This window comes from Mycobacterium sp. NGS50 (assembly GCF_059812545.1).
Genome location: NZ_JCALCW010000005.1, coordinates 75,955 through 97,052 on the forward strand (window position 1 = coordinate 75,955; position 21,098 = coordinate 97,052).

The 21,098-nt window shown below is 68.0% G+C and carries 14 protein-coding genes; 6 read left to right on the forward strand and 8 right to left on the reverse strand.

Translation table 11 applies throughout. The annotated features are described in order from the left end of the window. The first annotated feature begins 190 nt into the window (after positions 1-190). Positions 191-814: a hypothetical protein gene (locus tag AC5Y36_RS05475; RefSeq protein ID WP_500039851.1), complete on the forward strand. Its 624-nt coding sequence runs from the start codon at positions 191-193 to the stop codon at positions 812-814. Here the strand turns inward: AC5Y36_RS05475 and AC5Y36_RS05480 are convergent. Next, complete coding sequence (locus AC5Y36_RS05480; protein WP_500039951.1) at positions 807-1,919, reverse strand: tyrosine-type recombinase/integrase; 1,113 nt, start codon at positions 1,917-1,919, stop codon at positions 807-809. The genes AC5Y36_RS05475 and AC5Y36_RS05480 overlap by 8 nt on opposite strands. Before the next feature lie 540 nt (positions 1,920-2,459). On the opposite strand from AC5Y36_RS05480, the gene AC5Y36_RS05485 reads away from it, so the two are divergent. Beyond that, the gene (locus tag AC5Y36_RS05485; RefSeq protein WP_500039852.1) at positions 2,460-2,846 is read left to right on the forward strand and encodes a VOC family protein; all 387 of its coding nucleotides are present in this window, start codon (positions 2,460-2,462) and stop codon (positions 2,844-2,846) included. A 33-nt stretch (positions 2,847-2,879) separates the two neighbouring features. On the opposite strand, the gene sigI is transcribed toward AC5Y36_RS05485, so the two are convergent. Next, positions 2,880-3,764, reverse strand: coding sequence for an RNA polymerase sigma factor SigI (gene sigI / locus AC5Y36_RS05490; protein WP_500039853.1), 885 nt, complete (start codon positions 3,762-3,764; stop codon positions 2,880-2,882). 113 nt (positions 3,765-3,877) lie between these two features. On the opposite strand from sigI, the gene AC5Y36_RS05495 reads away from it, so the two are divergent. Both AC5Y36_RS05495 and AC5Y36_RS05500 read left to right on the forward strand, forming a co-directional pair. After that, positions 3,878-4,711 (forward strand): NmrA family NAD(P)-binding protein, encoded by an 834-nt coding sequence (locus tag AC5Y36_RS05495; protein ID WP_500039854.1) that lies wholly within the window; start codon positions 3,878-3,880, stop codon positions 4,709-4,711. 15 nt (positions 4,712-4,726) lie between these two features. Continuing rightward, on the forward strand, positions 4,727-5,173 hold the full coding sequence (locus AC5Y36_RS05500) for a nitroreductase/quinone reductase family protein (RefSeq protein WP_500039855.1): 447 nt from the start codon (positions 4,727-4,729) through the stop codon (positions 5,171-5,173). A gap of 5 nt (positions 5,174-5,178) precedes the next feature. On the opposite strand, the gene AC5Y36_RS05505 is transcribed toward AC5Y36_RS05500, so the two are convergent. Next, positions 5,179-7,515, reverse strand: coding sequence for an APC family permease (locus AC5Y36_RS05505; RefSeq protein ID WP_500039856.1), 2,337 nt, complete (start codon positions 7,513-7,515; stop codon positions 5,179-5,181). 137 nt (positions 7,516-7,652) lie between these two features. On the opposite strand from AC5Y36_RS05505, the gene AC5Y36_RS05510 reads away from it, so the two are divergent. After that, positions 7,653-7,955, forward strand: a complete 303-nt coding sequence (locus AC5Y36_RS05510; protein ID WP_500039857.1) for a DUF732 domain-containing protein — start codon at positions 7,653-7,655, stop codon at positions 7,953-7,955. 9 nt (positions 7,956-7,964) lie between these two features. Here the strand turns inward: AC5Y36_RS05510 and AC5Y36_RS05515 are convergent, their stop codons facing one another. After that, entirely contained in the window at positions 7,965-8,192 is a 228-nt protein-coding gene (locus AC5Y36_RS05515; protein ID WP_500039858.1) for a DUF3618 domain-containing protein, read from the reverse strand. 124 nt (positions 8,193-8,316) lie between these two features. On the opposite strand from AC5Y36_RS05515, the gene bcp reads away from it, so the two are divergent. Next, positions 8,317-8,790 (forward strand): thioredoxin-dependent thiol peroxidase, encoded by a 474-nt coding sequence (gene bcp, locus AC5Y36_RS05520; RefSeq protein WP_500039859.1) that lies wholly within the window; start codon positions 8,317-8,319, stop codon positions 8,788-8,790. On the opposite strand, the gene AC5Y36_RS05525 is transcribed toward bcp, so the two are convergent. From AC5Y36_RS05525 to AC5Y36_RS05540, 4 genes are all read right to left on the reverse strand, one after another. After that, positions 8,787-10,181, reverse strand: a complete 1,395-nt coding sequence (locus AC5Y36_RS05525; RefSeq protein WP_500039860.1) for a dipeptidase — start codon at positions 10,179-10,181, stop codon at positions 8,787-8,789. The genes bcp and AC5Y36_RS05525 overlap by 4 nt on opposite strands. Next, positions 10,181-10,573: a holo-ACP synthase AcpS gene (acpS, locus tag AC5Y36_RS05530; protein ID WP_500039861.1), complete on the reverse strand. Its 393-nt coding sequence runs from the start codon at positions 10,571-10,573 to the stop codon at positions 10,181-10,183. The genes AC5Y36_RS05525 and acpS overlap by 1 nt, the downstream gene beginning before the upstream one ends. A 38-nt stretch (positions 10,574-10,611) precedes the next feature. Then, positions 10,612-19,848 (reverse strand): fatty acid synthase subunit beta domain-containing protein, encoded by a 9,237-nt coding sequence (locus AC5Y36_RS05535; protein WP_500039862.1) that lies wholly within the window; start codon positions 19,846-19,848, stop codon positions 10,612-10,614. 470 nt (positions 19,849-20,318) lie between these two features. Continuing rightward, entirely contained in the window at positions 20,319-21,041 is a 723-nt protein-coding gene (locus AC5Y36_RS05540; RefSeq protein ID WP_500039863.1) for a DUF1906 domain-containing protein, read from the reverse strand. Positions 21,042-21,098 lie beyond the last annotated feature (57 nt).

The following is a 21,098-nucleotide window of genomic DNA, read 5'->3' on the forward strand; positions in this document are numbered from 1 at the left end:
CTAACGGGTTTACGCTACCGTCACCATAACCTAAGTTTCTCTAAGGTGGCGTGTCATGCCAGCAGTTGCAGCCCTCATCTTCACCGGTTTCATAAGCTGCTCAACCTGCGGCGTCTGGAGCCGCAGATACGCCTGGCGCACCAAAACCGAACGATCCCGAAACCTAGGCATTCTCTTATCAACCCTCGGCGTGGCCCTCGCATCACCGGCAGCCTCCGCCACCATCGGAACCGCGCTACACACTGCAACCGGGCTCTGGCACATCGACACATTCGTCGGCGACATCCTCGTCATCCTCGGCTGCGCAGCATTCGTCGACTCAGCCCTCAGCAAGTTCGAACAACAAGGACCCGCCGCCGACTGGGTCCGCGACCACGTCAACCCCTGCCTCATGATCTGCATCCCCGCCGCCGCCATGCTGCTGATCGTCAGCCGCATCAGCCGCGGACCATACCGACCCGACGTCACCGACCTCGACAACGACGCCTGGTCGGTTGCCTACTGGCTGATCATATGCGGGACAATCGCCTACCTGCTCTGCCTGCACATCGCCGCGCTGCGCATCCTGCGAAGGCTGCGCTCACGGAAACTCGCCGACACCTACATCGCCGCCTCGATCGCAGCAATCATCGTCTGCGCACGACAGGTAAGCATCGTCCTCGGCGTGCCGGCATTAGGTCACGGTGGCATCATGTGGGTGCTGTGCGGCTCCATCGTCGCCACATTCGCGGTCGGTGCCGCATTGTCCTGGCGTGCCAAACAACGAGCCTTGTCCTGCTGCGGACCATGCCCATGCAAACGACGCATCAGCTGAGCAGCCGCCGAGCCAGCTTCTCCAGCGCTTCGCGTGGTTGCGTCTGGTCGATGTGAATGTAGGCTTCATGGGCGGCCCGGCTCGAATGGCCGGTGATCTTCATCCGCACCTCATCGGGAATGCCGAGCTTCTGCAACAAGGTGCTGGCGGTGTGCCGGGTCGCCGCGTACTGCTCGATGCGCGGCAGCTGGGCCTGACGCAGGAAGTCGTGCCACAGCCGGTTCTCATCGGTCTCGCTGATCGGACGCCCGTCGCGATGATGCCACACCAGCGCGTGCGGGTTGGGTTGCGATGCGGTCTGCTCGGCGTGAATGCGCAGCATCTCCAACAAGGGTTCAACGATCGGCACTGCGCGGCGACTGCTTTCGGTCTTGGTGCGCGTCCACACCATCGACTTGTAGCACTCTCGGTATTCCTTGCCGGGGGCGAAGTACCAGCGAGCGTTCGGGCAGTAGCTCGGACGCTGACGTCCGCAGGTCGGATTCTCCGGGTCATCCGAGCATCCGTGGACCTGCCGCAGCTGCTTGAGCTGCCACGACAAATCCATTGCCGCATTGTCGAAGTCGACCCGTGTCCACTCCAGGCCGCGCAGTTCCGCCGGTCGGGCACCCGTCAGCATTCCTGCCGCCCACCGGGTCGCAAGCAACGGCGCGGCATCCGATTCGTCACGTGACTCATCGAGTGCGATCGCGGCGCGGATCGCCAATGTTGCATCGTCGAAATCCAAAACGCTCCGCACCCGTTTCGTATGGCCGGGAGGCTCGACTGCTTCCACGACGTTGCGGGCCAAGACACCGTCTGTCACCGCGGCCTTCAATGCGAGTTTGAGGACCTTGTGGGCGCGCTGCTCGTTCGCGGTCGTATCCGCCTTCGCCAGCATGTCCTCGCGGACCATCATCGCGGTGAGCGCCTTGAGCTTCACGCGGCCGATATGCGGCTTGATGTGCAGCCGCACCGCCTGCTCGTAATAGTCGTAGGTGTTCTGCGAAACCTTTCGGTGCTTGACGGCCAGCCACTTGTCCAACCAGTCCCCGACGGTCGTCTTATCGGTTACCGGGATACGTCCCGCGTCGATCTCGGCCCGCAGCTCCTTGAGCTTTCCCATCGCCACATTGCGATTCTTGGAACTGACGTACTTGTGCCTTCGTCCTTCGGGACCTGGGGGCAATTCCACACGACCGATCCACATGCCGTCCGCGCGTTTGTATAGGCTGCCGTCGCCTTTGCTTCGCCTACTCACACCTTCACCCTATCGCGTCACCTGGCTTCACCCTATACTTCACCCTATCTTGTGATATCGTGTGATAGGACGTGATGACGAGTGGTTGTTATGACCTGGGGATATAGGAGGAAACACCATGTCGACGGTATCAGAACCCCTGACTCTTAATCAGCGGGTCCGGGGTTCGAAACCCTGACGGCGCACTCAACGCTTCAACGCCCGTCGTGCTCGGGCGCGGCTCGGCGGCGACCGGGTCGTCGTAATCGGTACTTCCGCCACGCCCAGAACACGGTTTGGCCCGCCTACGGGTTCAAAGGCATTTCCACCACCGTTTCGGTCCGGATTCTTCGCGACGATGACTTTCGGCCCCACAGACAGTCATAACCGGGTGTAATGATCGCCAACCGAGTTAAAGGGATCGCCATGCCTACCACCACCGGACTGTCCCGCATCACCTTGGTCTGCGTCCCCACGCTGGACCAAGACCGCGCGGTCGCGTTCTACGAATCGCTGGGCTTCGAAAAGCGAACCGACACCCCCTTCGGCGACGGCAGCCGCTGGATCGAGATGTATCTGCCCGAGGGAACCACCGGCATCGCGCTGGCTCCCCCACCACCCGGCACCGACGTCACGCCGGCCGTCACCGGCATCACGATCAGCACGGCCGACATCGACGCCACGCACGCCGAACTGAAAGCGCGCGGCGTGGACGTCGACGCCGAGGTGTCTCGGATGGGTGGCCCGGTCCCGCCACTGTGCTGGTTCCGCGATCCGAGCGGACACACCCTGATGGTGGTGGAACAGAGCTGATCGCAACGACGCAGCGTCGGGCCGCGGCCAGGGTCACACCCCGAAGCGGGCCGCCGGATCTGCGGTGGCCTCGATCTTGGCAATGAGGCCGCCGCGGATCGTCAGTACGACGATGGCGAACAGCCGACGTTCCGCGTAGGCCAGTACCACCGGCTGCCCCACCGGCCCGGCGACCAACGTGGCACCGGGGCCCAGATAGCGCAGCAGATTGACGGCCACGTCGTGCGGGCCGTGATTGATCTGCTGCGGCGGTGCGGGATCGGCCAACACCGTCCCCACCCCCCACACCGTCGGATCCAGCACCGCGGCCAGCGACTCCAGGTCGCCGTTGGCGCAGGCGGTGATGAATGTCTCGGTGACGAGCTGATGTTCGGCCGCCGGTACCTCGCTGAGTCGCGGCTGCCCGCCGGCGACCTTGGCCCGCGCCCGCCGCGCCAACTGCCGGCAGGTGCCCACCGGCCGGCCCACCGTCTGCGCAATCGCGTCGAAGGGAACGTCGAACACGTCGTGCAGCACAAACGCCACCCGCTCACCGGGGCTGAGCCGGCTCAACACTTCCAGCAGCGCACCGGAGACCTGATCATCGAGGGTGACCCGGTCGGCTGGGTCTACCGGGCTTCGCGACAGCACATCCGCGGCGACGTCCTCGTTGGTGTCCACCGGTCGTTCACGCCGCACCCGGGCCGAGCGCACCTGATCCAGGCACAGCCGCCCGGCCACCACTGTCAGCCAGCCCCGCACGTCATCGATCGCATCGATATCGGTGCGCGCCAACCGCAGAAATGTTTCCTGGGCAACATCTTCGGCATCGCCGATATCTCCGAGCATCTGATACGCAAGATTCACCAGATACGGGCGGTGGCTGCGCCAGGCCGCGGTGACCTGGTCGCTGAACTGGGCTGACGGCGATTCGCTCATGTGGTGACGACGATTCAGCCGTGCCAAAAGTTACCGCCCGCGGCGGTAACTTTTAGCGCTTCCACCCCGTCCTTGATGACAGAACCCGCAGAACCCTCGGAAGGAGTCATCCGATGATCATCGTCGTCACCGGCGCGACCGGCAATGTCGGTCGTCCACTGGTCAGCTCACTCGTCGCCGCCGGAGCCCAGGTGCGCGCCGTCACCCGCGACCCGGCAACCGCCGACTTTCCTGCTCAGGTCACGGTGGTGCCCTCAACCGCTGAAGCACTGCCCGGTGCCTCGGCGGTGTTCCTCAACTCGCGGGCGCTGATCGGCGAGCTACCCGAAACCGTGGATCGGGCTGCCGCAGTCGGGGTCAGCAAGCTGGTCGCCCTGTCGGCCCTCAACGCCGACGACGACTTCTCCCGCCAGCCGTCCCGGTTCCGCGGCGACCGCAACAGGGAGGTCGAACAACTCGCCGTCGACTCGGGTCTGGCGTGGGTGAGCCTGCGGCCATCGGTGTTCGCCAGCAATTTCGTCGGCATGTGGGCGGGCCAGATACGCAACGGCGACACCGTCAGCGGCCCCTATGCGGCGGCATCGACGGCTCCGATCATCGAGAGCGACATCGCGGCGGTGGCCGCCCGGGCGCTGCTGTCCGACGACCTGGTCGGGCAGAAGATTCCGTTGACCGGTCCGCAGGCGTTGACCAACACCGAACTGCTGGCGACCATCGCCGAGGCACTCAACCGACCGTTGCGCTACCAGGAGGTGCCCGCCGACGCGGTGCGACAGCGGTTCATCGGCATCGGTCTGCCCGCGCAATTCGCCGATGCCTACACCGCATTGCTCGCCGAGACGGTGGGCACGCCGGCCCTGGTGACTCATGAGGTGGAGAAGATCCTGGGCCGTCCCGCCGAAACATTCGCCCACTGGGTTGCTCAGCACCCAGAACTGTTCGGCTAGAGAAGGAGTCACGTCATGTCCGACCCGCGCCCGCCGCGCTACCTCAAACGGATGAACAAATTCATGATGGCCGTGCAGAAGCTCGGCATCCCGACCGGCCCGGCGATGGTGTTGACGGTGCCGGGCCGCAAGTCGGGTCAACTACGCAGCACGCCGATGACGCCGTTCGACTTCCAGGGCAGCCTGTACGCCGTCGCCGGGTATCCGGGCGCGGACTGGGCGCTCAATGCACGCGCGGCCGGTGTCGGCACATTGAGCCGGGGACGCCGGTCACGTCACGTCGCGATCGTCGAATTGACTGCCGCGCAGGCGCGCCCGGTACTGCGGGAGTTTCCGACCAAAGTGCCGGTCGGGGTGACGTTCGCGAAGCGCTCCGGGATGGTGCGCGACGGGACACCCGAGGAGTTCGAGGCGCTGGCCGGCCGGATCGCGGTGTTTCGGTTCGACCCGATCGCGCAGTAGCGGCCTCACCGCGACGGGCTGCTGTCCTCGGGTCTGTCGAGAATGCGATAGCGGGGATCGGACATGGTGATCGGGCGGGCGCCGTTCTGGCGGGCCTTGCCGGTCAGCTGAACCACGTCCCCCACCTGGATGTCGGTGCCGCGCCCGGGGCTGAAACCGACCCGCAGTTCGCCGCTGTCGTCGCCGATGACGACGACACGAACGGGCCGGCCGTGCCCGCCGGTGTCGTCGACTTCGCTGACGCGCCCCTCGACGGTGGCCACCCGCCCGCTGATCAGATCGTCTACCGCGATGACCGTCGGCGGCGGCTCGGGATGCTGGTAGTGGTCGATGCCCCGCTGGTCGCCCTGGGCGACCCGCACCTGGACCTTCGCGATTTCGCGGGCGATGCGCTCCTCGAACATGTCCGGGAACGCCTGGCGAATCCGGGACCCTACGTCGTAGGGCACGATGGTCGCGGCGGCGTCGGGCATCAGGCTCACCGCCCGGGCGATCTTGTCGGCGGTGCGATCATGCAGCAGGCGCCCCAACAGCGGGGCGTAGGTCCGTCGCGGCAACAACACCGTGACGTTGGTGTCGCGGTGCTCGTTTCGGGTCTTCTCGACCAGCTCCTGCGCCGCTCGGGTGACCCGCCGGTCGGGGCAGTCGACCACCCGCAGCGGAGTATCCAGCCCGTAGTACTCCCAGCGTTTCTCCAATCGGGCCGCGTGCGCCGCGTCGATCATCAGGTGCACGGCGGTCAGATCGTCGGCGCGCAACCCGATGCCGTACCGCAGCGCCTCGATGACCGCGAGATCGAGCGAGTTGACGAAGACCAGTACCCGGTGCCGCGCGTAGCGGACCATCTCGGGCCGGTCGGCCCGGAACCGTTCCAGGATGGCGGCCTCGGCGCGGTACTCCCGGTTCAACCGCATCAACACGATCACCAGCAGCGGGAAGACCACCACCACCAGCCAGGCGCCCTCGGTGAATTTCGCGACCGCGAAGATGCCGACCACCACCGTGGACAGCACAGCCGCGGAGAAGTTGATCACCAGGCGGTGCCGCCAGCCCGGTTCCCGATGCGCGACATGGTGTTTGGTCATCCCGTAGCCGGCCATCGCGAACCCGGTGAATACGCCGATCGCATAGAACGGCACCAGTGCGTTGACCGAACCGCCGGTGATCACCAGCAGGGCGACGGCGGCTACGGTCAGCACGATGATGCCGTTGGAGAACACCAGCCGCTGACCGCGTTTGGCCAACTGCCGGGGCAGGAATTGGTCCTCGGCCACGAAGCTGGCCAGCATCGGGAACCCGTTGAAACTGGTGTTGGCGCCGGTGAACAGGATCGCGGCGGTCGCCACCTGGACCAGAACGTAGAGGATCTGCCCCAGCCAGCCGTTGCCGAACACCGCCCGCGCCACCTCGGACAGCACCGAGGGATAGCCGGCCTGATACGGCGGGGTGTGCGTGACGTAGGCCAGGTAGGTGACCCCGGCCAGCAGGAAGCCGAGGACGCACGCCATCACCGTGAGGACAGTGCGCGCGTTGCGGCCCTGCGGCTTCCGAAAGACGCTGACGGTGTTGGAGATCGCCTCCACACCGGTCAGCGACGACCCGCCGTTGGCGAAGGCACGCAACACCACCAGGATCGTCGCCCCCATCACCAACCCATTGCCCTGGTGGACCGGGATCGCACCGGCGATGTGCGCCGCGTCGTACCGCGGCAGGCCCCAGAAGATGTGCCGGACAACGCCGGTCACGATCATCAAGCCGAGCATGCCGGCGAAGAAGTAGGTGGGAATCGCGAACCGCCGACCCGCCTCGCGCAATCCACGCAGGTTGGCGTAGCACATCACCAGCACCACCCCGACGGTGATCTCCAGGCTGAACGGGCCCAACGGACGGATCGCCGACACCACCGCGACGGTGCCGGCGGCGGCCTGGACCGCGACGGTGACGATGTAGTCGATCAGCAGCGCCGCGGCGGCCACCTGCGCCACCCGCGGCCCGAAGTTCTCCCGCGCGACGATGTAGGAGCCGCCGGCACGGGTGTAGGCCATCACCACCTGGCGATACGACGCGGTGACCAGAACCAGGATCAGCAAGACCACCCCGGTGATCGGCAACAGCAGGGTGAACGCCGCCAGCCCGGCGTACGGCAGCAGTTCGATCAGAATCTCTTCGACACCGTAGGCGTTCGACGAGATGGCATCCGGTGAAAGCACACCGAGTGCAACAGGATTCGACAGACGTTCGGTGCTGAGCTCGTTGGTGATCAGCGGCTTGCCCAACAGCAGCCGCTTGAGCGTGTACCCGATCGGCTCCGGCCTCAGACGCCGGTCAGGCTGCGCGCTCATCGCAACATTGTGGCCCGCGACAACGCTGCGTGCCACGATTGTCGACGATGAAGATGCTTTGAAGCCGATGCGGGCACGGCGAAGTTTCCGCGCCGAACCGTGACCATCGGCTGACCTGCCGTTCTACCATCCGAACCATGAGGATCGCAGCTGCCGCGTTGGCGGTTTTCGCCGCTGTCACTGCCGGGGTGTTCGGCGCAGGCCCGGCGCACGCCGACGACCAGTCCTACATCGCGAGGGCCGACGGCCTGCTTTGGGTGCACCAGTCCCCGCAAACCACGCTGTCCAACGGATATTCGCTGTGCCGCCGGATGCGCGACGGCGATTCGCCGCAGCAGGTCGTCGACCAAATGAGCCACGTCGGGTGGGGCATGTACATGCCGTGGCGCGAGCTGGTCGATGCCGCGCAACAGGAGCTGTGCCCCGACACGCTGGGGTGACGCGCGCCGCTACCGGTTGCGGATCTTGCGGATCACCAGCACCACGCCGAGTGCCCCGATCCCGGCCAGCGACATCGCCACTGCCGGTGTCTTGACGAACGCGAGCACCCGAGCTTTCGCATCGTCGGCGAGGCGGCGGGGGTTGGCGCGTTCCGCCAGCGAATCGACGGTGGACGCCAACCGGTCGCGGGCCGCGTCGATGTCCTTCTTGATGGAGTCGGGATCCCGGTCCGCCACTGTCGTCCTCCCTGTCCTCGGGCACCAGCCGCCTGGGCTCGGTCGTCGAGTTGCTGCCCTGCCGCACTACCCTAGAGCAGCCGGGGCCCGACCTGGTGCCCCGGTGAGCAGAAAGGGCCCTTCCGTGACCGACGCCGTACGCCTGCAACCTGGCGACAAAGCCCCCGCGTTCAGCCTCCCCGACGCCGACGGCAACACGGTGTCGCTGTCCGACTACCGCGGACGACGGGTCGTCGTGTACTTCTACCCGGCGGCGTCGACGCCGGGTTGCACCAAACAAGCCTGCGATTTCCGCGACAGCCTGGCCGAGCTCAACGAGGCCGGCCTGGACGTTCTCGGCATCTCCCCCGACAAGCCGGCCAAGCTGGCCAAGTTCCGCGACACCGAGAAGCTGACGTTTCCGCTGCTCTCGGATCCCGAACGGGTGGTTTTGAGTGCGTGGGGCGCCTACGGCGAGAAGAAGATGTACGGCAAGACCGTGCAGGGCGTGATCCGCTCGACGTTCGTCGTCGACGCGTTGGGCAAGATCGCGGTCGCGCAGTACAACGTCCGCGCCACCGGGCATGTCGCCAAGCTGCGCCGGGACCTCTCCGCCTAAGGCGCGCCCAGGCTGCCCAGCAGCAGCGCCTCGGCGGTGGCAGCCCGCTCCAGCACACCCAGGTCCAGGCTCTCGTTGACGCTGTGCGCCTGGGTGGCGGGGTCTTCGACCCCGGTGACCAGGATCGTCGCTGCCGGGTAGGCGTCCGCGAACTCGGCGATGAACGGGATCGACCCGCCCATCCCCATCTCCACCGGCTCCACACCCCAGGCCGCCCGGAACGCGGCACGCGCGGCGTCGTACACCGGGCCGCCGGCATCGATGCGATACGGCTGCCCGATGTCGCCCGGGCTGACGGTCACCCGCGCGCCCCACGGCGCGTGGTGCTCGAGGTGCCGGGTCAACGCCTCCAGATGCGCTGCGGCGTCCCCGCCGGGAGCGACCCGCATGCTGATCTTGGCCCGGGCCCGCGGGATCAGTGTGTTCGACGACGCCGCGACCGAGGTGGTGTCGATGCCGATCACGGTGATCGCCGGCTTGGCCCACATCCGCTGCGGCACCGAACCCGAGCCGATCTCAGCCACGCCGTCGAGCAGGCCGGAATCGGCGCGCACCCGCTCGGGCGGGTAGTCGACAACAGCCGCTTCACCTACGTGCAGCCCGGGCACCGCGACGTTGCCGTCGTCGTCGTGCAGGCTCGCCAGCAGCCGGACCAGCGCACTGAGCGCGTCGGGCACCACCCCACCCCACAGCCCGGAGTGCAGCCCGTGATCCAGCGTGGCGACTTCGACGACGCAGTCGACCAGGCCGCGCAGCGACACCGTCAGCGCCGGCACGTCGACGCTCCAGTTGTCGGAGTCGGCGATAACGATCACATCGGCGGCCAGCGCGTCACGATGCGCGGCCAGCAGCGCACCCAGCGACGGGGAGCCGGACTCCTCCTCGCCCTCGACGAACACCGTCACCCCGCACGGCGGCTGCCCGCCGTGTGCCCGGAACGCCGCCAAATGCGTGGCGATACCGGCCTTGTCGTCGGCGCTGCCGCGGCCGTAGAGCCGGCCGTCTCGTTCGGTCGGTTCGAACGGCGGTGACGCCCACTGGTCGCGGTCGCCCTCGGGCTGCACGTCGTGGTGGGCGTACAGCAAGACGGTCGGAGCCCCGGGCGGCGCCGGGTAGCGGGCGATCACCGCGGGCGCACCCCCTTCGGCGACGATCCGCACCTCCGGAAAACCCGCCTGCGTCAGTAGGTCCGCGACCGCCTGCGCGCTGCGGTGCACCTCGGCGCGACGATCCGGGTCGGCCCACACCGATTCGATGCGCACCAGGCTCTCCAGGTCGGCCCGCACCGACGGCAGCACCTCACGCACGCGCTGCGTCAGATCAGTAGGCCGAGCACACGCAAATGTGCCCTCAAACGCGCTGTTTTGGGCACTTTTGTGTCTGCTCGGCACTAAGTGGTCTCCAGTATCGCGACGGCGGCGGCGGTGTCGGCCTCGTGGGTCAGCGACACGTGGATCGTCACATCGGCCAGATGCTGGGCGATCGCACCGGTGAGCCGCACCTTCGGCCGACCCCACATATCGGTGACGACCTCGATGTCGCGATGGATCCCCTCCGGCAGCACCGGGCGTTGGGCGAATCGCGATCCCGACCACGCCTTGATCACCGCCTCCTTGGCCGCCCACCGGGCCGCCAGGTGCCGGGCCGCCGACGAACTCTTGTCCGAGGCGTCCCGGCGCTCACCGGGCGTGAACGTCTCGGCGAACACGGTTCCGGGCTGGTCGACCTGGTCGGCGAAGTCGGGAATCGACACCAGATCGATCCCCACCCCAACGATGCTCATGTATCGGCTCCCGCTCGCTCGTTCCTCGCGCGGTAACGCTAGCGGATGTAGACGTCGCCGTCGCCCAGCCGCGAGGCCGGGTCGAGCAACATGGCCGCTTCCTGACGCTTCTCCGACGTCTCCTGGTCGAAGCGGCGTCCGGCGGGCCGTTCGTACATCGGCCGGCCGCCGGCGATCGCGCTGGCCAGGCGACGCTGCCCGTCCAACAGCCTGGCCTCGGCCTGCTTGGCATAGGCCTCGCGTTGTTCCGGCTGCAGCGACGCCAGGAACGCCTCCGGGTGCACCAGGGCGATCAGGCCCGACACGTGACCGAACCCGAGGCTGGTCACCAACCCGGCCTTGAGCGGGAACTTCTCCCCGAGCCGCAACGTGTCGCGCACCCAGACGAAGTGTCCGGAGGAGGCCAGCTCGTCGTCGACGCAGTCCAGGCTGCGGTTCGGCGGGATCACCCCGTCGCGCAGGACCTGGCACAGCCCCAGCATCTGGAACACCGCCGCACCGCCCTTGGCGTGGCCGGTCAGGCTCTTCTGGCTGACCACGAACAGCGGCGCGCCCTCGGAGCGACCCAGCGAGTCGGCGAGCCGCTCGTGCAGCTCGGTCTCGTTCGGGTCGTTCGCCAGCGTCGAGGTGTCGTGCTTGGAGATGACCGCGATGTCATCGGGCCCGACACCCAGTTTGGCCAGTGAACGTGCCAGCACCGAGTCACGGCCACCGCGACCGGCACCCAGCGCGCCCAGGCCCGGGGCCGGGATCGAGGTGTGCACACCGTCGGCGAAGCTCTGTGCATAGGCGACCACCGCCAGCACCGGCAGACCCATCTTGGCGGCGAGATCGCCGCGGGCCAGCAGGATGGTGCCGCCGCCCTGGGATTCCACGAAGCCCAGCCGGCGCCGGTCGTTGGCGCGGGACAGCCGGCGGTCGCTGATGCCCTTGGCACGCATCATCTCGGTGTCGGCGGTCGCCGCCATGTCACCGAAGCCGATGATGGCTTCCAGTGTCAGGTCGTCGAATCCGCCGGTGACCACCAATTCGGCCTTGCCGAGCCGGATCTTGTCGACGCCCTCCTCGACGGACACCGCCGCGGTCGCACACGCGCCGACCGGGTGGATCATCGCGCCGTAGCTGCCGACGTACGACTGGATGACGTGCGCAGCAACAACATTCGGCAGCACTTCCTGCAGGATGTCGTTCGGCTTGTTCATCCCCAGCAGGTTGCCGTGATACATGGTCTGCATCGAGGTCATGCCGCCCATCCCGGTGCCCTGGGTACTGGCCACCAGGCTGGGGTGCACCCAGCGCATCAGTTCGGACGGGGTGAACCCGGCGGACAGGAACGCGTCGACGGTGGCGACGATGTTCCACAGCGCCACCCGGTCGATCGAGTTGGCCATGTCCTGGGTGATGCCCCAGACCGTCGGGTCGAATCCGGTCGGGATCTGACCACCGACGGTGCGGGACAACTTGGAACTGCGCGGTACTCGGATCTCGGTGCCGGCCTTGCGGATGACCTGCCAGTCAGCCGAATCCGGCACCGGCCGGATGACGGTGTGCTCGGGGTCGAATTCGGCGAACGCCCGCGCATCGGCCTCGCTGGACACCACGAAGGTGAAGTCCTTGTCCAGGAACACACTGACGAGCAGCGGCGAGGTGTGGTCGGCATCGATCGCGCCGTCGTCGACGAACGAGCGAATCCCGGTGCGCTCCACCACGGTGTCGTGGTAACGCTCGACCAGCTCGGACTCGTCGACCAGATCCCCGCTCGCGGTGTCATACCAACCGGGCTGCGGGTCGTCCTCCCACTTGATCAGTCCGGTGGTCCAGGCCAGCTCGAGTACGCCGGCGGCCGACAGTTCGTTGTCGACCTCCATCTCGAAGCGGGTCCGCGACGAACCGTACGGCCCAAGTTCGGCACCACCGACGATCACCACCAGGTCGGCGGGGTCGACGTTGAGCTGGTCCCAGACCGGCGGCGGCGCCGGGGTGTAGCCGCGCGGCGGACTCGGCAGTGCCGCGATGATCCCCTCGGCCGGCTCGTCGGCGGCGTCATCGGCGACGGTCCCCGCCGCCTCCTCACGCGCCTTGGCGGCCAGTTCGGCCATATCGATCTCGACGTCGGCCAGTCCCCCGGTCAGGTCCGCCGTGATCGGCGCCCGCGCGGCGGCAACCTTGGACTCGATGTCGCACAGGCCCAACAACATCGCCGCCATCTGCTCGGTGGAGTAGGTGGTCACCCCGGCCGCTTCGACGCCCGCCACGATGGCGTCGTTGTGACCCATCAGGCCGGTGCCACGGGTCCAGCCGATCAGCGCGTGCGCCAGGCTGACCCGCTCCGACCACGACGATTCGGCCTTCCAGCGGGTCACCACCGCGTCCAGCGCGGACTTGGACTCCCCGTAGGCGCCGTCGCCGCCGAACATGCCGCGGTTGGGCGAGCCGGGCAGCACCACGTGCAACCGCGATGCGATGTCGCGTTCGGCGCCGATCCGGGCCAGCCCACCGATGAGCCGCTGCACGGCCCACAGCAGCACCTTCATCTCCATCTCCGACCGCGATCCGGCGTCGGACATGTCGCCGGCCACCCGCGGTGCGGCGAACGGGAACAGCAGCGTGGGCGTTTGCGCATCCTTGATGTGAATAGACTGCGGCCCAAGGCTTTCGGACTGATCACTGCCAACCCAGTCCACCACCGCGTCGATGTCGGTGTAGGAGGCCATGTTGGCGGGCACCACCCACAGCGCGGCACCGAAGCGGGCGTGGTCGCGGTACAGCGTCCGGTAGAACGCCAGCCGCTCGTCGTCGAGCCGGGACGTGGTGGCGACGACGGTGGCACCGCCGGCCAGCAGCTGTCCGACCACCGATGCCGCGATCGATCCCTTGGACGCCCCGGTCACCACGGCGACCTCGTCGCTGTAGCGGCCCTTGCCCGGGTTCTCCGCGCCGGCCGCGATCCGGCCGAACAACGACGCATGAATGGTGCGCCCGGCGCTCAGTGCCTTGCCCTGCCACCAATTCGCCTGGGTGGCAACGACGTGTCCAGCGCCCTCGAAGCGCTCGGACAGCGCCAGCCAGTCGGCGTCGATCTCACCCTCGTCGGCCAGCCACAGCTTGACCAGGTCCTCGCGGGCGCTGGCCCAGCGGTCGTCGAACACGACCGCCTTGCGGGAATCGAACGCCGGCGCGACCAAACGCGGCCAGTCCGAACCGAGTTCGGCGCTGATCAGGTCGATCAATTCGGTGTCGGTGGCGCTCTCCGGTGCGCTGACCGCACTGTCGAGACCCAGCTGGTCAAGCACCAGCCGTGCCGCCGAGGCCAACACCCCGTCGCGCCCGGTGATCTGTTCGGTGAACTCGCCCAGTGCGGCGGCATCCACGGTCGCACCACCGCCACCGCCGGCGGACGGCAACGCGACGGCCACACCCTGGCGCGCGGCGACCGCGGCGACGGCGGCGTCGATCACCTTGTCGACGGCCGCGCCATCAGCCAGTGCACCTTCGTGCAACCCGCCCAGGGATCCGCCGCGGACGCTGCTGCCCTCGCGGGTGCCCAGCGCCACCTCGACGGTGACGTGCTTCGCCCAGCCGGCGCCCAATTCCCATGTCTTGGTGACACGTTCGGCGATCGCGGCGGGCCGCTTTCCGGACGGCCCGAGCACGGTCCGAAGCTGGTCGTTGATCGCGTCGGACAGCACCGGGCCGAACGGCTTGTAAGTGCGGGCCAGCTTGCTGACCTGTGCACGCAGCGCGGTCAGGTCGGCCTCGGCGGCACCGTCGATGGCGCCCAGGTTCAGTTCGGAGCCCAGGTCGACCAGCAGCTGGTTGCGTCGTGACGACGCACCGTCGGTGATCGACTCGATGGAGTCCAGCGCCTCGATCTGGTCGATGCGCATCTTGGCCGACAGCGCGATCAGCGCACAGGTGGCGTCGGCGGCATCGAATCCGATGTCGTCGGGGCGGGGCCCACCGGACGGCGCCGCCGGTGCGGCGGCCGGCGCGGCGGGCGCAGCGGTGTCGACGGCCGGGGCGGCGTCGGCCGAAGCCTCGACCGGGGCCTCGTCCTCTTCGTCCGGCTCCGGGTCGGTGTCGGTGGCAAACAGCACCGCCGCATCCCGCTCGGAGTTGAGCACCTCGACGGTGCTGTGCGCATACTCGGGCAGCTTGAGGGTGTTGGTGGCCAGCCCGGCGACCGTCGGAGCGGATTTCACCCCGATCTCGACGAACCGCTCGACGCCCAAACCGCCGGCCGCCTCCTCGATGAACAGCAGGTCCTGGGTCTCGATCCAGCGCACCGGGCTGGCGAACTGCCAGGCCAGCAACTCGATGACCAGCTTGCGGCACAGTTCACGAGGCTTCTCGTTACGCCAGGTGTCGTAGTCGGCCAGGATGTCGTCGAGCGGCTCGGCCGGCACCAGATCACGGACTTCCTGGATGAAGTCGCGGTCCAGCGTGAAGGGCCGCGGCACCAGGTTCGGAATGTAGCGTCCGACGATCAGGGCAGGGTCGGTGTCGCGCGGCATGACCCGGTCCAGCGAGCGCCGGAAGTCGTCGACGCCGACCCGCAGCACCCGTGAGTGGAACGGGACGTCGATGCCGGGCACGTAGATGAACGAACGACGGCCACCGGACAGCTCGCGGCGGCGCTCCACCTCTTCCTCCAGCGCCTCCAGACCGCGCACCGTGCCGGCGATCGCATATTGCGCGCCGCGCAGGTTGAAGTTGACGATCTCGAGAAACTCGCCGGTGCGCTCGGCAACCTCGTCGACGAACGCGGTCACGTCGGCGTCGTCGAGGTCGATCTGCGACGGCCGGATGGCGGCCAACCGGTAGTTCGAGCGGCCCCGCTCGTCGCGCGGAACGATGTCGTGCATGTTCGAGCCGCGCTGGAACACCGCTTCCAGCAACGCCTCCAGTTCGAAGACACCGCTGACACAGGCCAGCGCGGTGTACTCGCCGACGGAGTGCCCGCAGGTGATGGCGCCCTCCACGAAGGCGCCCTGCTCACGCATCTCGGCGACCTGGGCCGCAGCCACCGTCGCCATCGAGACCTGGGTGAACTGCGTCAGGTACAGCACACCGTCGGGGTGGTGGTAGTGCACGCCGGACGCGATCAGGCTGGTCGGGTTGTCCCGCACCACGTGCAGGACCGAGAAGCCCAGCGTCTGGCGGGTGAACTTGTCCGCCTTGTCCCACACCTTTCGGGCGGCCTTGGACCGGGCACGCACATCCATGCCCATGCCCTTGTGCTGGATGCCCTGGCCCGGGAACGCGTAGACGGTCTTGGGCGCGGCCAGCCGCGCCGTCGCCGACATCACCAGATTCGACCCGATCCGTGCGCTGATCTCCAAAACCTCAGCACCCAAGTCGATCCCGACCCGGTCGACGCGGAAGTCGACCTCGTCGCCGGGGAGCACCATGCCCAGGAAGCGGGCCGTCCAGCCGATCAGCTTGGCCGGCGGCCGGGCTTGGCCGTCGGTGGCGGTGACCACGTGCTGAGCGGCCGCCGACAGCCACATGCCGTGCACGATCGGGGATTGCAGACCGGCCAGCAGCGCGGCGGTGCGGTCGGTGTGGATCGGGTTGTGGTCACCGGAGACCACGGCGAACGGCCGCATGTCGACCGGCGCGGTCTCGGTGACGTCGCGGCGACGGCGCCGCGGCGTGTCGGTCGCGTTGTCGGACACCGCACCACCGGCCCGCACCGGGTCGCTGAGTTCGGCGGCACCGGTGCGGCCGCGGATCGCGAACCGCTCCTCCAGCGTGGCCAACTCGGTACCGTCCGCGTCGGTGACGCGGACCGAGATCGGCACCACCCGTCCCACCTCGGTGTCGGTAGCCTTCGATGCCGTTGCGGTAACGGTCAATTCGGCCGTCTCGGCAGGCAGCGGCGACGACAGCCGTGCCGCGTGGTCCAGGTGGACCAGCGACAGCAGGCCTTCCACCACCGGGAATCCGGTGTCGGTGACGGCCGAGCCGATCGCGGCGAACACCGCTGGCCAGCAGCGGCCGACCAGAGCGTCGGGCACGATGGACAGGCCCGGGGCCAGTGGCGCACCGAAGGTGGCGGTGACGCCGGTGTGGTCGGCGGCCTGCTCGGGGTTCCAGTCAACCGTTACGGTGGCCACGCCGCCGTTCACCGGCGGCAACAATTCGGGTCCGTCGACGCCGGCGGCGATCGCCAGCACGGCGCGCATCGCGGTGGTCGCGTCCTCGGTGGACACCACCGGGGTGGCCCCGTCGACGGTGATCGCCGGCAGGGTCAGCCGGATGTCGATCCATACACCTGACAGCGGCACCCGCAGCACCACCTGGTCGTCCCCGTCGACCTCGAGTCGCGAGCCGGTGGACGGGTGCGTGGCGGTGCGGCCTTCGTGCACCTGCCACTCGTCGGCGCCGCCGATGCGGTGCACCGGGTTGGTCGCGGTGCGGCCCGCCCACAACACGTCGGGGGCGTCCAGCACGACGGCCAGCGGGCCGGTGACGTCGGTGCGGCCCTGGCGACGGGCCGAAACCGGCTGCGGCCGACCGTCGGTGGCCAGCACCTCGTCGATGGCGGCCTGCTCGAAGCGGTCCAGCAACTCGCCGACCGGTTCGTCGACCCGGGTGATTCCGGCGACGGCCGCGGTGCCCGGGATGATGCAGACCTGGTCAGCGGTGTAGCGCGCGTCGTGGGCCTGCCACAGCGAGTCGCTGCGCCACCACCGGCGGACATCCTTGTCGATCACCGGGACGAAGTTGACCGGCTTGCCCGGCGTCTTGCAGAGCTGGGTGAAGAACGGCACGTCGGCGGGGTGCAGTCGCACCGTCGCGGCATCGGGGTAGCCGGCCAGCAGCGCGGCCAGCGCCTCAACCGGGCGGTCCAGCAGCGAGGAGTCGGCGAACAGTGTGTCGATCGGGCCGAAATCCTTGGCGTTCAGCCGGGATTCGGCGCGCTGCAGCATGTCGGCGAACCGGTCGCGCCAGGTGTCGGCAAGCCACGGGGTAGTCGAGGAGGCGGTGGCTGGGTACATAGCGGTGGAGTCACCGTCGCCGATGGCCAGCTCGATGTAGCGGTTCAACCACTGGGCGTAGGTCATCTCCGCGACGTCACCGAAGTAGGGCTTGGCCGTGTCGGCCATCGCGGCAATGATCTCGTCGCGGCGCTCCGCAACGGCGTCGGCGTCACCGGCGACCTCGTCGAGCAGGCGGCCGCAGCGCGAGGCGGTGTTGTCGATCTCGTGGATGTCGGCACCCAGCTGGCTGCGGCTGGAAGCCATGCCGCCCTGGGCTTTTCCGGCGCCGATCCACTGATCGGTGCCCTGCGTCTCAACCAGCATCTGCTTGACCGAGGGCGAGGTGGTGGCCTCCAGGGCGGCCATCGCCGCAGTGCCGACCAGGATGCCGTCGACCGGCATCAGCGGGAAGCCGTAGCTCTGCGCCCACCGCCCGGACAGGTACTCAGCGGCCCGCTCCGGGGTACCGATGCCACCGCCGACACAGACGGTGATGTTCGACCGCGACCGCAGCTCGGAGTAGGTGACCAGCAGCAGGTCGTCGAGGTCCTCCCAGGAGTGGTGGCCGCCGGCCCGGCCGCCCTCGATGTGCATGATGACCGGTTTGGTCGGCACCTCCGCAGCGATCCGGATGACCGAGCGGATCTGTTCGATGGTGCCCGGCTTGAACACGACATGGCTGATGCCGACGTCGTTGAGCTCCGCGATCAGCTCGACGGCTTCCTCCAGGTCGGGGATGCCGGCGCTGATCACCAGCCCGTCGATGGGGGCACCGGACTGGCGGGCCTTCTGCACCAGCCGCTTGCCGCCCACCTGCAGCTTCCACAGGTAGGGGTCGAGGAACAGGGTGTTGAACTGAACGGTGCGCCCGGGTTCGAGCAGGCCCTCCAGCTCGACGATGCGGGCATCGAAGATCTCCTCGGTGACCTGCCCGCCACCGGCCAGCTCGGCCCAGTGCCCGGCGTTGGCCGCTGCGGCGACGATCTTGGCGTCGACGGTGGTCGGCGTCATGCCGGCCAGCAGGATCGGGGACCGGCCGGTGAGCTTGGTGAACTTGGTGGCCAGCTTGACCCGCCCGTCGGGCAGCGTCACCACCGACGGGGCGTAGCTCGTCCAGGGGCGCGCCACCTCGGGGGTCGCCCCGATGGTGAACAGGTTGCGCTGGCCGCCGCGGGTGGCGACCGGCACGATGCCGATGCCCAGGCCGCGGATCACCGGTGCGGTCAGCCGGGTCAGGATGTCTCCGGGGCCCAGGTCCAGAATCCAGTGCGCGCCCGCCTTGTCCAGGGCGGTGACCTCGTCGACCCAGTCGACCTGACGCACCAGGATGGCCTCGGTCATCTCCCGCGCCAGCTCGGCGTCCAGGCCCACCTTCTCGGCCCAGCCCGCCACGAGTTCGACGCCGTCGGCCAGCCGCGGCGAGTGGAAGCCCACCTCGACGGCGACCGGCTCGAAGACCGGCGCGAACACGTCGCCACCGCGCAGCTTGTTCTTGCGGTCGGCGGCCTCCTTCTCGGCGATCTGCTCGCAGTACAGCTCGAAGCGGGACAGCTGTTCGGGGGTGCCGGTGATGACGACCGCTCGGCGGCCGTTGCGGATGGAGAGCACCGGCGGCAGCACGGTGCGAACGTCCTGCGCGAACTCCTCCAGCAGCTGGTAGATCCGTTCGGGGTCGGCATTGGTGACCGAAACCATCGGCGGGCGGTCCCCCAGGACCGCGATGCCACGCCGGCGGGCCACCAGAGTCCCGGCGGCACCGATCAACTGGGCCAGCGCCAGCATCGACACGTCAGCGGTGCCCGCGGCTTTGAGTGCCCCGACCGCCAGCACGCCCTGCGAGTGCCCGGCGACGGCGACCGGCGGTGTGGCGGTCAGGTCCATGCCTTGGCGAGCCAGCGCCCGCATGGCCGCGATCTGGGTGAGCAACACACCGGGCACCGAAACGGCGGCCGACGTCAGCTGCTTGTCCGAGGGGGTCGGGTCCTCGGCCGCCAACGCCCGGACCCACTGCAGCGGTTCGAAGCCGATGGGCCGAACCACGACGAGTTCCTTGGCGACCGGCTCGAGCAACAGCTCTGCCTCACCGGCCAGGGTCGCCAACTCGGCCTCGATACCCGCCGAGGACACCAACTCCTCGAGGGTCTCCAGCCAGGTGCTGCCCTGCCCGCCGAACGCCACCGCATAGGGTTCGCCGGCGTTCAGGCGATCAACCAGGGCATGGGTGTGTGTCGACTCGGAAGCAGCCCCGTTGCGGTCAGCGGACACTCGGTCGTGCTCGTGGATCGTCACGTTGCGCTTCTCCTACGTAGTGCTTGTATCGGCAGCCGCGCCCTGCGGTCGCGTGTTGCCAGGTCCTGTTGGGTCCTCGTCGACTCCCAGATCAGCCGCCCGATCCATGTCCGACCGGGCCTCCCCACGGCTCATCAGACGTCGTCGGCTGCATTAAGCGTGTCATAAGAATCTGGGCCGATTCGTCGAGAAATCGGTTACTGGTGAGTTCTACGCATGGGTAACCGTGCCCTGGGTAACACGATGCCGAACAACGCCCGACGGCATCCGGGACAAACGTCCTGCATGTAGGTGGTTACGGTCGAGTAGCAACAACACCGCAGATCAACGCAGTACTGTTACCAAATCGTTATCCAATAATCAGGACCCGCGGAGCGGCGTCAACGCAAAGAGCGACGCTGAGCGTCCAACCAAGCGTTTGGTCGGCAATGCGTTTGCCGAAAAGGCAGGTCAGCGAGCTTTGTCGGCGCTCAGGCCCACTGCCCGAACTGGGGCTTGAGGACCTCGTTGACGTCGACCCCGACACCGCCCACGCTGCGCTTGTCGATCTCGACCTGGTGCAGATTGGCGGCCGGATGGGTGTAGCCGTGCGGAGAGCCCCAGTTGTGCTGCCAGAAGTAGGACCCGATGCCGTCCTGCAAGGCCCAGTCGATGGTCTTGGAGTTCGCGTACACCCCGGTCCGCTGATGTCCGATCACCGATTCCCACGCCCGCAGGTACGGCGCGACCTGCTGCTTGTACTGCTCGAGGGATGGGTCGTCGTCGATCGAGACGTAGATCGGCGCGTTCGCCGGGCCACCGGCGGCGGTGTGGAGCTGCCATCCACGCTTGGCATGCTGGATTCCGGCGTTCTGCCCGCCCAGCCAGTCCGCGGTGTCCTGCTTGCCGAACTGGTAGTTCGACACGATCTTCAAACCGTTCTGGTAGAGGTCGCGCGCCTCGGCCAGCTGAATGGGCTTGCCCTTCATCCACTCACCGCCCGGCCGGGGGTCCGAGACGTAGCGGATCGCCCCTGCCGCACCGGCGGCCCTGATTTCGTTGGCGGGAATGACGCCGGCCGCGTAGTCCAGCAGGATGCCCAGTGGTGCCGCCGGGGCCGGCGGCGCCCACAACGACGACGCCGCAACACCCAGCCCCGCCGCGGCAGGCGCCGCAGCGGCGATCTTGAGCATGTCGCGCCGCGAAATCGACATGCGTCACACCATACGACACCTGCACCACCAGCAACGCTAACGACATCAGCCACTTCT